General features: G+C 38.2%; 13 protein-coding genes and 2 pseudogenes. All 15 read left to right on the top strand.

The features are described from left to right. The first annotated feature begins 90 nt into the window (after positions 1-90). The 15 genes and pseudogenes from sleB to ACFSTH_RS20135 all read left to right on the top strand — a co-directional run bounded on the left by sleB (position 91) and on the right by ACFSTH_RS20135 (position 14,457). Positions 91-858, top strand: a complete 768-nt coding sequence (gene sleB, locus ACFSTH_RS20205) for a spore cortex-lytic enzyme (protein ID WP_377773283.1) — start codon at positions 91-93, stop codon at positions 856-858. 117 nt (positions 859-975) lie between these two features. Next, positions 976-2,250, top strand: coding sequence for an EF-P 5-aminopentanol modification-associated protein YfmF (gene yfmF, locus ACFSTH_RS20200; protein WP_377773281.1), 1,275 nt, complete (start codon positions 976-978; stop codon positions 2,248-2,250). 3 nt (positions 2,251-2,253) lie between these two features. Then, positions 2,254-3,534 carry an EF-P 5-aminopentanol modification-associated protein YfmH gene (gene yfmH / locus ACFSTH_RS20195; RefSeq protein ID WP_377773279.1) on the top strand — a complete coding sequence of 427 codons (1,281 nt, stop codon included), beginning with the start codon at positions 2,254-2,256 and terminating at the stop codon, positions 3,532-3,534. A gap of 2 nt (positions 3,535-3,536) precedes the next feature. Further along, a complete protein-coding gene (gene ymfI, locus ACFSTH_RS20190) occupies positions 3,537-4,283 on the top strand; it encodes an elongation factor P 5-aminopentanone reductase (RefSeq protein ID WP_377773587.1) in 747 nt (248 codons plus the stop codon). Between the two features lie 172 nt (positions 4,284-4,455). Then, a complete protein-coding gene (locus ACFSTH_RS20185) occupies positions 4,456-5,220 on the top strand; it encodes a DUF3388 domain-containing protein (protein ID WP_377773277.1) in 765 nt (254 codons plus the stop codon). 34 nt (positions 5,221-5,254) lie between these two features. Continuing rightward, on the top strand, positions 5,255-6,118 hold the full coding sequence (locus ACFSTH_RS20180) for a helix-turn-helix domain-containing protein (RefSeq protein WP_377773275.1): 864 nt from the start codon (positions 5,255-5,257) through the stop codon (positions 6,116-6,118). Continuing rightward, entirely contained in the window at positions 6,115-6,606 is a 492-nt protein-coding gene (locus tag ACFSTH_RS20175) for a YajQ family cyclic di-GMP-binding protein (RefSeq protein ID WP_377773273.1), read from the top strand. The genes ACFSTH_RS20180 and ACFSTH_RS20175 overlap by 4 nt, the downstream gene beginning before the upstream one ends. A 91-nt stretch (positions 6,607-6,697) precedes the next feature. After that, a complete protein-coding gene (pgsA, locus tag ACFSTH_RS20170; protein ID WP_377773271.1) occupies positions 6,698-7,273 on the top strand; it encodes a CDP-diacylglycerol--glycerol-3-phosphate 3-phosphatidyltransferase in 576 nt (191 codons plus the stop codon). 107 nt (positions 7,274-7,380) lie between these two features. Then, complete coding sequence (locus tag ACFSTH_RS20165; protein ID WP_377773269.1) at positions 7,381-8,628, top strand: competence/damage-inducible protein A; 1,248 nt, start codon at positions 7,381-7,383, stop codon at positions 8,626-8,628. 172 nt (positions 8,629-8,800) lie between these two features. Next, positions 8,801-9,412, top strand: a pseudogene (gene recA / locus ACFSTH_RS20160) (recombinase RecA); the annotation flags it as partial. Positions 9,413-10,156: 744 nt separating this feature from the next. Next, positions 10,157-10,591 (top strand): annotated as a pseudogene (locus ACFSTH_RS20155) (recombinase RecA); the annotation flags it as partial. A 74-nt stretch (positions 10,592-10,665) separates the two neighbouring features. Continuing rightward, on the top strand, positions 10,666-11,343 hold the full coding sequence (locus ACFSTH_RS20150; RefSeq protein WP_377773267.1) for a regulatory protein RecX: 678 nt from the start codon (positions 10,666-10,668) through the stop codon (positions 11,341-11,343). Between the two features lie 186 nt (positions 11,344-11,529). Then, complete coding sequence (gene rny, locus ACFSTH_RS20145; protein ID WP_377773265.1) at positions 11,530-13,077, top strand: ribonuclease Y; 1,548 nt, start codon at positions 11,530-11,532, stop codon at positions 13,075-13,077. A 145-nt stretch (positions 13,078-13,222) separates the two neighbouring features. Beyond that, positions 13,223-14,017 (top strand): TIGR00282 family metallophosphoesterase, encoded by a 795-nt coding sequence (locus ACFSTH_RS20140; protein ID WP_377773263.1) that lies wholly within the window; start codon positions 13,223-13,225, stop codon positions 14,015-14,017. A gap of 179 nt (positions 14,018-14,196) precedes the next feature. Then, a complete protein-coding gene (locus tag ACFSTH_RS20135) occupies positions 14,197-14,457 on the top strand; it encodes a stage V sporulation protein S (protein WP_006036664.1) in 261 nt (86 codons plus the stop codon). The last annotated feature ends 161 nt before the right edge of the window (positions 14,458-14,618 follow it).

Here is a 14,618-nt window from a genome sequence, read left to right as displayed (position 1 = left end):
TTTGCATAGAAAAGGGATTACTTTCTCATACTTAATGTTAGACACCGCTCTAAAAAGCGAATAACTTGTATGAGAAAGGCAGATCCCAATATGAAAAAACGTGTTTTGTTAATGACGTTAACTATTGCATTGTTTCTATCTGTAATGTATGTATCTCAAGTAGATAAAAGTGTTGAAACATTTAGTGGCGCTACGTTAAAGGTTGGCTCTACTGGAGCTGATGTAACCGAATTACAAGGTCGATTAACTAATTTGGGGTATTATGATGGGGAAATCGACGGTATATTCGGAACAAAAACGAAAAATGCAGTAACGTGGTTTCAATGGAAATTTGGTCTGAAATCCGATGGGGTAGTAGGAACAAGTACGAAAGAGAAATTAGTAGCAGCTACGAAAAACTGGAAGCCTGGTAAAAAGGAAGAAAACAAAACGTCCAATAGTGGAAGTGGAAAAGAAAATAATGCGGGAAGTTCGTCTTTACCTGCATCTAATCGATTAGGATTAAGCGAAAATGATTTACGTTTAATGGCTAATGCTGTGTATGGCGAAGCACGCGGTGAACCATTTGAAGGTCAGGTTGCAGTAGCAGCTGTCATTTTGAATCGTGTTAAATCACCTAACTTTCCAAATACGGTTTACGGTGTTATATTTCAACCTCGTGCTTTTACAGCTGTAGATGATGGTCAAATATATTTAACACCGAACGAAACAGCACGACGAGCAGTAGAAGAAGCAGTCAATGGGCTTGATCCTACTTATGGATGCCTCTATTACTTTAACCCAGATACGGCAACTTCCAAATGGATTTGGACACGAAAGCAAGTAATGACAATTGGCAAACATATTTTTTGTATTTAAAGGTTGGGGCAACCTGTTTCTATCTTAGGAATGTGGTTGCTTCTTCCATTTTACTTCGGTAAAATCAAGATGGAAATGTTTAATTATTACACGAGTGTTTAGAAGGGAGCGAATGAAGTGAATGTTTTTCAAAGCGGACAAGTTCAACGATTAAGAATACATGTACTTCCAACAAAAAGATTTAAAACATTTGCGATATCATTATACGCTGGAGTACCACTTGAAGAAAATACAGTTACTGAAACTGCGCTTTTACCATTTGTTATGCGACGTGGAAACGCCAAATTGCCTGAAACATCGTTGTTTCGAGCTAAATTAGATGAATTGTATGGTGCTGGTTTTGGATTTGATATATATAAACGAGGCGATTCTCAAATCGTACAATTTAGTTTGGATATTATAAATGATCAATTTGTAACAACGAATGAATCACTATTAGCGCAAGCACTACAGTTTTTGGGAGACACTGTCAGTTCCCCTTATTTGCCTAATGGTTCTTTTTCTACTGCATATGTAGAAGCAGAAAAAGATAATATTCGCAAACGATTAGAAGCCATTGTAAATGATAAAATTAGATATGCTGCCGAACGATGTTTAGAAGAAATGTGTGAAGATGATATATATCGGTTACATCCACTCGGCAAACAAAGTGATTTATTGCAAATTACTGCCCAGTCACTTTATAACCGTTATCAAGATTGGCTGAAAGAGGCTGCTTTTGATCTTTACGTTGTTGGTGATACTACGCTTGCTGAAGTCGAGAAATATGTAGCAGACTCTTTTAATATCAAACAAGGTGCGCCTACACTCTATAGCAGCACGCAGTTAAAGACTGGTCCTACTGAAATAAAACGAGTCGTAGAAGAATTGGATGTTGGGCAAGGTAAATTAAACATGGGGTTAACGACCGGCCTTGGCTACAACGATGCGAACTACGCAGCGCTATTAATGTATAACGGCATTTTAGGTGGATATCCGCATTCTAAATTATTTTTGAACGTTCGTGAACGAGCTAGTTTAGCATATTACGCTGCATCTAGATTAGATGGTCACAAAGGTATCTGTACGATACAATCCGGCATCGAAATTGCTCATTACGAGCAGGCAGTAGCTATTATTGAAGAACAGCTAGAAGCGATGCGAGCTGGTGCATTGACCGATTTGGAGATGGAGCAAACGAAAGCGATGCTTATTAATCAATTAAGGGAAATGCAGGATTCAGCCTTCGAAACGATTGGTTATCATTTTAATCAAGTATTTAGTGGAACAAAACGATCAGTAGAGCAGTTACTACAACAAGTCAAAGATATTACGAAAGAAGATATTGTTACAGTTGCTGAACATGTGCAATTAGATACAATATATTTTCTACGGGATAGGGAGGAGAAGTAGTAGATGGAAAAACTACATTATGAACGACTGCAAGAAACACTTTATCGGGAAGTACTGGATAACGGGTTGGAAGTAGTTGTATTACCGAAAAGTGGCTTTCAAAAAACCTATGCTACTTTTGCTACTCGCTATGGATCGGTCGATAATCATTTTGCTCATGTTGGTACAGAGCCAACACGAGTACCAGATGGGATAGCTCATTTTTTGGAGCACAAAATGTTTGAAGAGCCGGATGGAGATATATTTGCTACCTTTGCTTCGCATGGAGCGTCAGCAAATGCCTTTACAAGCTTCGATAGAACGGTCTACTTATTTTCCGCAACAGAACATGTTACAGAAAACTTAACGACGTTAATTAATTTTGTGCAAAACCCTTATTTTACAGATGAAAACGTAGAAAAAGAAAAAGGGATCATCGAACAGGAAATTAATATGTACGCTGATAATGCTGATTGGCGCGTTTATTTCGGTTTAATTGAAGCGATGTATCAGAACCATCCTGTTCATATTGATATTGCTGGAACAGTCGATTCTATAAGAAAGATTGATAAAGAAACACTATATCATTGTTACAATACATTTTATCATCCTTCTAACATGCTGCTTTTTGTTGTAGGTGGAGTTGATCCAGAGGAAATTATAGCTTTAGTACGCAGCAATCAAGCTGCCAAAAATTATCCGCCTGGCAAAAGTATTTCACGTTTTTTTGATGATGAACCTAGCAAAGTGAGAAATAAAAAAGTAATTCAAAAACTAGCTGTATCGTTACCAAAGTGTATGATTGGTTTCAAAGAAAAAGCAATTACGGTAACGGGATCAGACTTACTACAACAAGAAGTAACGACAAAGCTAATGTTAGATTGTTTATTAGGAACAAGTACATCTTTGTATCAATCTCTCTATGAAGAGCAACTTATTTCGGATTCCTTCAGCCACGAATATAACATTGATTCGCAGTATGGTTTTTCGATTATTGGTGGAGATACACCAGATCCAGATCAATTGGTGACTAAACTTCTAGCTGCCGTAGAACAAATAAAAGAAACTGGGCTTGATGCTACTGTGTTCGAACGGATCAAGCGAAAAAAAATAGGTAATTTTTTACGAATGCTTAATTCCCCTGAGGCAATAGCCGGTGAGTTTACGAAATATAGATTTAGAGGTAACGATCTTTTTGATATTTTGCATTGTTATGAAAAATGTACGCTTGCGGATGCTAATGCTCGTTTAAGGGAACATTTTGATGCGGAACAAATGTCTATATCGATTGTTAATCATTTGTAATGATGAAGTCACTTCAGCAAATGACAGCACTTATTACAGGGGGAAGCCGAGGAATTGGGGCGGCGATTGCGAAGCGATTTGCTTTAGAAGGCGTTAATGTCGTTATTCATTACTTGCATTCGCACGAACAAGCAAATGAAACAGCTAGAATTTGTTTATCTTATGGTGTGCGAGTGTTAACTATTTCCGCTGATTTGCGTTCACGGGATCAGTTAGAGCGTATGAAGGAAAAGCTAGTCGATTATCAGTTAATGCCGGATATTGTCGTCAACAATGGAGCGATTGCTTCTTATGGCATGCTGCAAGATGTGACAGAAACCGAGTGGGACGATGTCATGTCTGTTAACTTGCGGGGAGTTTTTCATACGACACAATTGTTTATGCCACATATGATTGAGCAACGTTTTGGTCGAATTGTTAACATTTCTTCTATATGGGGACTGTCCGGAGCTAGCTGTGAGGTGCTTTACTCCGCTTCCAAAGGTGGACTCAATGCTTTTACCAAAGCTTTATCTAAAGAATTAGCGCCTTCAGGAGTGACAGTAAATGCTGTTGCTCCTGGAGCGATTGAAACAGAAATGCTTGATCAGTTTAATGAACAAGAAGTTGCAGAGTTGAAAGATGATATTCCGCTTGGGCGGCTAGGGACAGCAGAAGAAATAGCATCTTTAGTATATTTTTTATGCTTGCCAGAATCATCTTATATTACCGGTCAAATTATTAGTGCTAACGGTGGTTGGCTAACATAGTAATAGTTACCATTTTCGCGGACTTATACTTGTTTATTTTTATTTATATCCAATTATTTCTATATAGTGATGGGAATTTGCAGGAACCTGGCGAAAATTGTAGAATTAGCAGTAGAATGATACTATCTACTAATGTTACAATTTAATTAGTCTTGATGAAGTGAGGGATCCAGTGGAATCTAATCAGTGGTATTTAGAGTATAAAATACATAATAACCGCCCCGGTTTGCTTGGTGACATCGCTTCATTATTAGGAATGTTAGAAGTAAACATTTTAACGATTAATGGATTGAAAAATCAAACTCGCTGCATGCTCTTACAAACGGATGATGCCAACAAAATAACTTTACTTGGACAATTACTAGCTGCGATGAATAGCATTACTGTTAATAAGTTGGGAACACCATCTCTTATTGATATTATGGCGATGCGACATGGAAAATATATTGAACGAGATGCAGCAGCTTTAAAAACTTATCGATTTACAAGAGATGAGTTAGGTGTTCTAGTTGACTTTTTAGGTGAAGTGTTTAAGCAACCCGGTCATTTGGTCATTGGTTTACGCGGGAGACCACGTGTTGGCAAAACAGAGTCGATTATTGCTGGTAGTGTTTGTGCAAATAAAAGATGGACATTTCTTTCCTCCACATTATTACGACAAACGGTGCGCAATCAATTGACGGAGCAAGAGTTAAATCCTCGCAACGTATTTATTATCGATGGTGTGGTGAGTACTATTCGCTCTAATGAAAAGCATGCCACACTACTTGAGCATGTTTTTGCAATGCCTTGTATAAAAGTTGTAGAACATCCTGATATGTTTATTAGTGAGTCCACGTACAACTACGATATTTTTGATTTTATTGTAGAATTACGTAGCACACCCGACGAAGAAATTACCATGGATGAGCTAATGTTAGACGAGGGATATTTATAATAATATTGATATTGCACGGAAGGGAGGCCTAGTCATGTCTGAATTAGGTGCGTTGTTACGTGAAGCAAGAGAAGAAAAAAAGATGACACTAGAAGATATTCAAGATCTGACAAAAATAAGAACTCGTTATTTGGAGGCTATTGAAAGTGGTGATTATAGCGTCTTGCCCGGTAGCTTCTATGTTAAAGCATTTATTAAAAATTATGCAGAAGCAGTAGGGCTAGATGCAGATGAAGTGTTGCGCCTTTATCAGCATGATGTTCCCTCTTCGACATTGGAGCAGGATAATACAGAGCCTATAGAAATTAGACCACCGCGCAAGCTGAAAAAGATGAAATCGGACCGAGTAGGTAAAATTGGCTTTAATATTGTCATGTGGTGTTTTTTTATTTTAATTATTGTGCTTGTTTGGTACTATGCCTTTACAAAAGAAAATGCTAAACCAGACCAATTGAACCAAGAAAATATTACGGATAATAGTTCACCGCTGCCAACATCAAATACATCTACAGCAATTTCGCCTTCACCTACAATTGAGCCGACACCAAAGCCTACGCCTACGGTTACAATTACGTTAGATGAAGCGAAATCGACAAATCGAGAATCTAGATTTAAAATTAGTTCAGCAAAAGATACTCATAAGATTACAGTTGCAGTGAGTGGTGGAAACACTTGGCTAGAAATGCGCAAAGACAGCCGTAACGGTGAAAAGTTATTTTACAGTACAGCTAATGATGGAGAAAAACTAGAATTTGATATAGCAGAAGTTACTTATCTAGATGTTAGATGGCCAAAGTATACCGAAATCAAAATCGACGGAGTGCTGGTAGATGATGGTGATGGTAACAGTAGTAAACGTTTAGTCTTAGAATTAGAAAAAGAGGAGGAAACAGAGTGAGTACAGAAAGTTCATTTGATATAGTGTCCAAAGTTGATTTCCAAGAAGTTGGTAATGCTATTGTACAAGCCGAAAAAGAAATAATCGGACGATTTGATTTTAAAGGTAGCAAAAGCTCTATAAAATTAGAAAAAGAGGAATTTGTAATTGTCTCTGATGATGAATATAAATTAAAGAGCGTCATTGATATTCTTCAATCAAAATTAGTCAAACGAGGCGTTCCCATTAAAAATATGGACTATGATAAAATAGAGCCTGCTACAGGTGGAACAGTGCGGCAACATATTCGTTTGAAGCAGGGGATTGAACAAGATGTTGCCAAAAAAATTAATATTATGATTCGCGATTCTAAATTAAAAGTAAAAAGTCAAATACAAGGTGATCAAATTAGAGTAACTGGCAAAAGTCGTGACGATTTGCAATCTGTTATTGCATTGCTTCGTGGTGCTGATTTACCGGTAGAATTACAATTTAACAATTTTAGATAAAATAACTGGTATATCCGGGCAGATATTCGTTCGATATAGTGGAAATCAGCAATTCAAGTACATAGATTCGAGTTACCCGGGAGGGAATGCCATGAATTTAGCTAACAAAATTACGATTGCACGTATCTTTTTAGTTCCAGTTATTATGTTCTTTTTGCTTATGCGCCTTGATTTTGGCTCGCTTGTATTTGCAGACTTCTCCATTACTTATAATCAAATTATTGCAGTTCTTATCTTTATTATCGCAGCTAGTACCGATGCTTTGGATGGTTATATTGCCAGGAAAAATCAGCTCGTTACCAATCTCGGAAAATTACTTGATCCTTTAGCTGATAAGTTACTCGTTGCTGCGGTTTTAATTTCACTAGTTCAGATGGATAAGTTGAATGCTTTTATTGCCATTATTATCATTAGTCGTGAGTTTGCTATTACTGGCTTGCGACAAATCGCTCTCTTAGAAGGTAAAGTAATGGCGGCAAGTAAGTGGGGAAAATGGAAAACAGGTGTGCAAATTACAATGATTATTGTACTTTTACTTAATAATTTCCCATTTGTACTTATTGATTTTCCATTTGATGTAATTATGAGTTGGATTGCAGCAATCATTACTGTTTATTCTGGTATCGATTATTTTATAAAAAACAAACATCTCATTCCAGTTGAATAAGCTTAATAGAGGCACTTTTCCGATTATGGTTAGGGAAGTGTCTTCTCTTTTGCGAAAAATAGAAAAAGAGCATCGTATACTCTAATGGTCAAAAAGGGGTTTCCTATATGAAGGCAGAAATTATAGCTGTTGGTACCGAATTATTACTCGGTCAAATTGTCAATACAAATGCACAAACGTTATCGGTTAAATTAGCCGAACTTGGTATCGATGTTTACTTCCAATCTGTTGTAGGTGATAATCCAGGACGGTTGCGAGAAGCTATTGAAATCGGTAGAAAACGAGCGGACTTACTCGTATTTACTGGAGGGCTTGGACCAACACAAGATGATTTAACAAAAGAAGTATTAGCGCAATATTTAAACCGTTCTCTTATTATTCATGAACCATCGATGGACAAAATTAAAGCGTTATTCTCTGAACGCGGCACACATATGGTCGAGAGTAATCGAAAGCAAGCGATAATGTTAGAAGCAAGCGAGCCACTTCACAATAATGCTGGTTTGGCGGTTGGTGTCGGTGTAGTACAAGATGGCACTGCTTATTTGCTTCTTCCAGGTCCACCACGCGAATTAAAAGCAATGTTAGCTAGTAGTGCAGATCAATGGTTAAGACAACAAATTGGTAACGTAAAACCACTGTATTCTAGAATATTAAAGTTTGCTGGAATTGGAGAATCTAATTTAGAGGATCAATTACTTGACTTGATTGAACAACAACAAGAAACAACGCTAGCTCCTTACGCAAAAGAAGGGGAAGTGGCGCTTCGTGTATCTGTAAAAGCAGAAAGTGAAGCGATAGCAGAACAAAAAATTAATGCCGCAGTTATTCAAATTAAAGAACGAGTCGGCCATCATTTATACGCAGAACAAGATATTCCGATTGAGGTCACTATCCATCAGCTGCTAAGAAGCTCCAGAAGGACGCTAGCGAGCGCTGAAAGTTGTACAGGGGGATTATTCGCTGAATTAATTACAAGTGTTCCTGGTAGCAGTGGTGAGTTCAAGGGCGGAGTCGTTACTTACACCAATGAAATGAAACATCAGTTGCTCGGCATCCCTCTTTCTATGTTAGAAGGAGATGGAGCGGCAGGAGCTGTTAGTGAACAAACCGCTCGGTTGATGGCTGATAATATGCGCCAAATTGCAAATACCGACTTTGCTGTATCTTTTACTGGAGTAGCTGGTCCAGGTACTGCGGAAGGAAAGCCCGTAGGGCTTGTATATATCGCTTTAGCACAACGAGAAAAAGATACGGCTGTATATGAATTAAAACTAGGCGGCGATCGTGAGATGATTCGACTACGCGCTGTAAAAGCTGCGCAATATCGACTATGGCAAGCCTTGACGCAATAATTGACATTCGATATACTTATGTTTATTAACGGAAGAACCGTGGCGACTCATAAGAGAGCTGCGGTTTTTTTGTGCAAAAATATAATACGAATGTGTGTTCGAAAAAAGTTGTTGGCAACCGGTTTTAGATAGGGTATGATACTAGTATAATGACGAAGGGTTGTGAGGTAAGTTGACGGATAGACGTACCGCTTTAGAAAATGCCTTAAAACAAATTGAAAAGCAATTTGGAAAAGGTTCCATTATGAAACTTGGTGAATCAACACATATGCAAGTAGAAACCGTGCCGAGCGGTTCCATTGCATTAGATATGGCTCTTGGTATAGGAGGTTACCCTCGCGGTCGGATTATCGAGATCTACGGTCCAGAATCTTCTGGTAAAACGACAGTTGCGCTACATGCCATCGCAGAAGCACAACGTATTGGTGGACAAGCTGCATTTATCGATGCAGAGCATGCTTTAGATCCTTTGTACGCAAGTAAGCTAGGAGTTAACATTGATGAGCTACTACTTTCACAGCCAGATACTGGGGAGCAAGGGCTCGAAATAGCTGAAGCGTTAGTTCGTAGTGGCGCTGTAGACGTTATCGTTATCGACTCTGTTGCCGCTTTAGTGCCAAAAGCAGAAATCGAAGGAGATATGGGAGATTCACACGTTGGACTTCAGGCGCGTCTAATGTCACAAGCATTACGTAAGTTGTCCGGAGCCATTTCAAAATCCAAAACAATTGCTATATTTATTAACCAATTAAGAGAAAAAGTAGGAGTAATGTTCGGAAATCCTGGTGCGCTTTGTTGCTAATCCAACCTTTGCAGAAATGCAAAATAAAGTTAGCCTGCCTATAGGCAGAACTATTCAATCGATATTGAAGGGGGTAGCTCCCTTCCCGGTTAGTTGCTGATTAAACCGGAAACACTAAAACTGTGACGTGCATGTAATAACCATCTTTTACTTGTACGAAGCTCGCTAAAGTCGTTCCAACGTATTCGAGCAGTTTGTATAACAATACAAGCTCGACAACGTCCAGGGCGGGTGGCTATAAAGTTGCTATGTTGACCGAAAGGGAATCCTCGTATGTACGATCCGTAACCGAACTTTTACATAGAATACCTGGAGCAGAATAGCGTATCAGGGTGCGCAAAACTGTGAATGATTATTATTTATTCATACTGTTATCCATCAGCAATGGAGCAGGAAACCAGGCGGATTATAGAGGACAGCTAAGGCAGCGATGAAAAAAGCTAGATTGAATGGAACAAAGGAAGTTTGGAAGGAAATATTGCAGCTGATGGAAGCTAATGTTCCTTGTTGGGAGGAAATGCCCGCTTAATCCGAATGGCAGCAGCCCGTAGTAGTGTAGAAGCATCGTAATGGGTGTGGAGCGAAGGGGCATAGTCAAAACAATGTTACAGGACATTATTTTGATGGAACGCCGTATGCGATGAAAGTCGCACGTACGGTGTGAAGCGGGGGAAAATCGCTCGTCCAGATTATGCTGACGATGACGATTACCTATCGCTATAAGTAACTCCTGGTGGTCGTGCGCTTAAGTTTTATTCCACAATTAGACTTGATGTACGTCGTATCGAAACTTTAAAGCAAGGTAATGATATGATTGGAAACCGGACACGTATTAAAGTTGTAAAAAATAAAGTTGCTCCACCATTCAAACAAGCAGAAATTGATATTATGTATGGTGAAGGTATTTCCCGCGAAGGAAGTTTAATTGATATTGGGGTAGAGTTAGAAATCGTTCAAAAAAGCGGTGCTTGGTTTTCATATAATGGCGAACGACTTGGTCAAGGTCGTGAAAATTCGAAACAGTATTTGAAAGATAATGCTACTGTAGCTCAAGAAATTGAAAAACAAATCCGAGACACTAATAATTTAGTTGTAGCTCCAACCAATAGTAAGCCTGAGGAAGAGGAAGACGAAGAAGATTTTTTGGTTGACGAAGAATAATTTTAATTAATACTTATTACTTTCGCCGATTCCAGATGGAATCGGCGAATTAAATTATAAGGAGTATTTTAAGAATGGAGCAATATGTAATAACAGCTATACATTACGATAAAAAAAATAAAAATAAACTAATATTATATATTAATGATGAACCTGGACCGTCCATTCATGAGGATATTTGGATAAATTATCGTTTAACTCAAGGAACGATAATTAATAGCGACCTACTAGAAGAAATTGAAAAATCAGCTTTGCAGTACGATGCTTACATTGCAGCCATTCGTTATTTAGGTCGTAAAGCTTGCACAAGTAAGCAGCTACAAAACTATTTACTGCGTAAAGAATTTTCAGAAAGTGATAGCGTTTATGCAGTAGAACGACTAACCAAAGAAAAAATACTGGATGATTTACAGTATGCGAAGCAATATGCTGAAAGCAAATTAAGAAACAATAAAAAAGGTCGAAATTTTATTTTACAACAATTACAAGCCATCGGTATTAAGAAAGAACTTGCCCAAGAAGCGGTTGCAACACTAGATTTGGATAATGAAAATGAAGCTGCTTTATACGCTGCTGAGAAGAAATGGCCGCATATAACTGGAGATCATAGAAAGAGACAATACAAGCTACAACAATTTTTATTAAGGCGCGGATTCCCTGCTGGAATGGTTTATCAGATTATGAAAATGGACCAATTTAGAATAAATGAACAAGAATTATTTGAAGAAGATGGTCATATGCTTGACAATTGAATTTATGAAAAGATAAAATGATGATGTATTCCTTCAAACCTTGAACTGATTTTCCTTCCAAAATTTAGTTCAAACTGATTTATTTCGTCAATTATGTAGTATGATGATGAAACAATATGGAACTGGTTAGAAGCCATTATCATGTCGAACGACAAGTTCGATGTACGCAACAAGGAGGTGAACAAGATGCCTGAATATATCTGGATTTGGATATTGGGATATTTCCTTGTTGGCGCAATTTTCTTGTGGGTTGGTTACGTCCTTAGAAAGTCAATAGCTGAAGCTAAAATTTCAAGTGCAGAGCAAGAAGCAGTACTTATCGTAGAAAATGCGAAAAAAGAAGCGGAAGCTCAGAAAAAAGAAGTAGTACTTGAAGCGAAAGACGAAATCCACAGGCTCCGTTCCGAAGCTGATAAAGATATTCGTGAGCGTCGTAATGAAGTGCAACGTCAAGAAAGACGTATCATGCAGAAAGAAGAGTCGTTGGATAAAAAGCTAGAGACGCTTGAACGCAAAGAAGAAACAGTGGCCAACAAGGAAAAACGCATCGAAGAAACACAAGACCAAATTGATTTGATTTATAAACAGCAGTTAAGTGAGCTGGAACGAATTTCTAATCTTACAACAGAAGATGCAAAAGCGATCATTTTATCCAATGTTGAACAGGAAGTACGTCATGAAACAGCACAAATGATTAAAGATATTGAACAGCAAGCAAAGGAAGACGCAGATAAAAAAGCTCGTGATATTATCTCACTTGCTATCCAGCGTTGTGCTGCAGATCACGTTGCTGAAACAACGGTATCTGTTGTTACCTTGCCTAATGAAGAAATGAAAGGCCGTATTATTGGACGCGAAGGCCGCAACATTCGTGCTTTGGAGACATTGACCGGTATCGATCTTATTATTGATGATACACCGGAAGCGGTCATTCTATCTGGTTTTGATCCAATAAGACGTGAAATCGCTAGAACTTCTTTAGAAAAATTAGTAGCTGATGGACGGATTCACCCTGCTCGCATTGAAGAAATGGTTGAAAAATCAAGAAAAGAAATTGATGAGCGTATTAGAGAATATGGTGAACAAGCCACATTTGAAGTAAACGTTCATGGTTTACACCCAGATCTGATCAAAATATTAGGTCGTTTAAAATATCGTACAAGTTATGGACAAAATGTATTGAAGCACTCTATGGAGGTTGCTTACTTAGCAGGTCTTATGGCTTCAGAACTTGGTGAAGATCTTACTTTAGCAAGAAGAGCTGGGCTACTGCATGATATAGGTAAAGCATTAGACCATGAAGTAGAAGGATCACACGTTGAAATCGGTGTAGAGCTAGCTAAGAAGTACAAAGAACATCCGGTTGTTATCAATAGTATTGCATCACATCATGGCGATACAGAAGCTACATCGGTTATTGCGATGTTAGTAGGTGCAGCGGATGCTTTATCGGCAGCACGCCCAGGAGCTAGACGTGAAACGTTAGAAACGTACATCAAACGTTTGGAGAAACTAGAAGAAATTACCGAATCGTTTGAAGGCGTAGAAAAATCATACGCTATTCAAGCAGGTCGTGAAATCCGTGTTATGGTGCAACCAGATAAAATTGATGATACAGAGTCATTCCGTTTAGCTAGAGATATTACGAAAAAAATCGAGAGTGAATTGGATTATCCGGGACATATTAAAGTTACGGTAATTCGAGAAACTCGAGCAGTAGAGTACGCTAAATAATATAACAATAGTTCATAATAAAAAAGTGGCTGCTTAGCAGCCACTTTTCTATTATTAAACTTCTAGTTTGCGATTTAATCTGTTGATGTTACACTAGATAGAGCTAACAGGAAATAGCAACAAATAGAGATGAGGATTAAACGAGATGAATGTATTATTTATTGGTGATATTGTGGGTAAAGTAGGTAGAGAAGCAGTAAAAAAAGTGCTACCAACTTTAATTAGTAAATATCAGCCCCATATTATTATTGCAAATGGAGAAAATGCTGCTTCAGGGCGAGGCATAACACGTCCCATTGCAACTGAATTTTTTGAGTGGGGCATTCATGGTATAACGATGGGAAATCATACGTGGGATAATAAAAATATATTTGAATGGATCGAAGACGAACCGCGAATAGTACGACCTGCGAATTTTAGCGAAGCAGCTCCAGGACAAGGTTCCACCATTATAAAAGCAAATGGAAAAGAATTAGCGATTATTAATCTGCAAGGAAGAACATTTCTTCCACCTATCGATTGTCCGTTTGCTATGGCGGATCATCTCATTGCAACTGTTCAGAAGCGAACGAAAGCAATATTAATAGACTTTCATGCCGAAGCAACTTCAGAGAAAATTGCACTAGGCTGGCATTTGGATGGTAAAGCATCGCTAGTAGTTGGTACACATACTCATGTTCAAACGAATGATGATACCATTTTACCTCAAGGAACAGCTTATATTACAGACGTTGGCATGGTGGGATCCAAAGAAGGAGTATTAGGGATGGAAAAAGAATCAGTACTTTATCGCTTTCAAACACAAATGCCTACACGATTTGTCGTAGATGAAGGCGCTTGGCACCTACATGCTGTCCACGTAAAAATAGATGAACTAACGGGTCATGCAACAGCAATAGAAAAAATACGATTGACAGAGGAACAATGGCTGCTTTTATAATAAGCAGTCATTTTTTTGTATTCAGGTACATATATTTAATCAACTAAGTAAGCGAATAGAGATGTTTTTCAGATTGTAGTCTATTCGACAAATGATACTGCGAAGTCAGGAATTATTTCGCAAGTAACGAATACACTTTATAAGTGAATCCAACCAACATTCCAGGGGAGGTACTTTTTATGGACGTATTAAAGGTATCAGCAAAGTCCAATCCAAATTCAGTGGCAGGGGCTTTGGCAGGTGTTCTACGTGAGCGAGGTGGAGCGGAGTTACAAGCAATTGGGGCAGGAGCACTGAATCAAGCGATAAAAGCAGTAGCCATTGCACGTGGTTTTGTCGCTCCAAGTGGTGTCGATCTTATTTGTATACCGGCATTTACAGATATAGTTATTGATGGTGAAGATCGAACAGCTATTAAATTAATAGTAGAACCACGCTAATCCTTAAATGAGCTGTAACAGCGCTATTATTTTTTTATTAAAGATGCTAACTTATGCCTTAATTCCCGTTTGCATTTATTGTGAACGGGTTTTTTGCTTCATGAAAAACATAAAATTGATATAATGAATAAAAACAAATAAAGTTGTAGGAGAGTGAGGGG

It is taken from the genome of Paenibacillus yanchengensis (assembly GCF_042684845.1).
Lineage (GTDB): Bacteria > Bacillota > Bacilli > Paenibacillales > Paenibacillaceae > Pristimantibacillus > Pristimantibacillus yanchengensis.
The sequence above is the reverse complement of the archived record's forward strand: the minus strand, read 5'-3'. Positions and strand labels throughout refer to the sequence as shown.

Coding starts and splice junctions, on each gene's coding strand:
- ymfI (WP_377773587.1), top strand. CDS start 3,537: ATGAAGTCACTTCAGCAAATGACAGCACTTATTACAGGGGGAAGCCGA.
- ACFSTH_RS20180 (WP_377773275.1), top strand. CDS start 5,255: ATGTCTGAATTAGGTGCGTTGTTACGTGAAGCAAGAGAAGAAAAAAAG.
- sleB (WP_377773283.1), top strand. CDS start 91: ATGAAAAAACGTGTTTTGTTAATGACGTTAACTATTGCATTGTTTCTA.
- ACFSTH_RS20165 (WP_377773269.1), top strand. CDS start 7,381: ATGAAGGCAGAAATTATAGCTGTTGGTACCGAATTATTACTCGGTCAA.
- ACFSTH_RS20150 (WP_377773267.1), top strand. CDS start 10,666: ATGGAGCAATATGTAATAACAGCTATACATTACGATAAAAAAAATAAA.
- ACFSTH_RS20140 (WP_377773263.1), top strand. CDS start 13,223: ATGAATGTATTATTTATTGGTGATATTGTGGGTAAAGTAGGTAGAGAA.
- ACFSTH_RS20135 (WP_006036664.1), top strand. CDS start 14,197: ATGGACGTATTAAAGGTATCAGCAAAGTCCAATCCAAATTCAGTGGCA.
- rny (WP_377773265.1), top strand. CDS start 11,530: ATGCCTGAATATATCTGGATTTGGATATTGGGATATTTCCTTGTTGGC.
- pgsA (WP_377773271.1), top strand. CDS start 6,698: ATGAATTTAGCTAACAAAATTACGATTGCACGTATCTTTTTAGTTCCA.
- yfmH (WP_377773279.1), top strand. CDS start 2,254: ATGGAAAAACTACATTATGAACGACTGCAAGAAACACTTTATCGGGAA.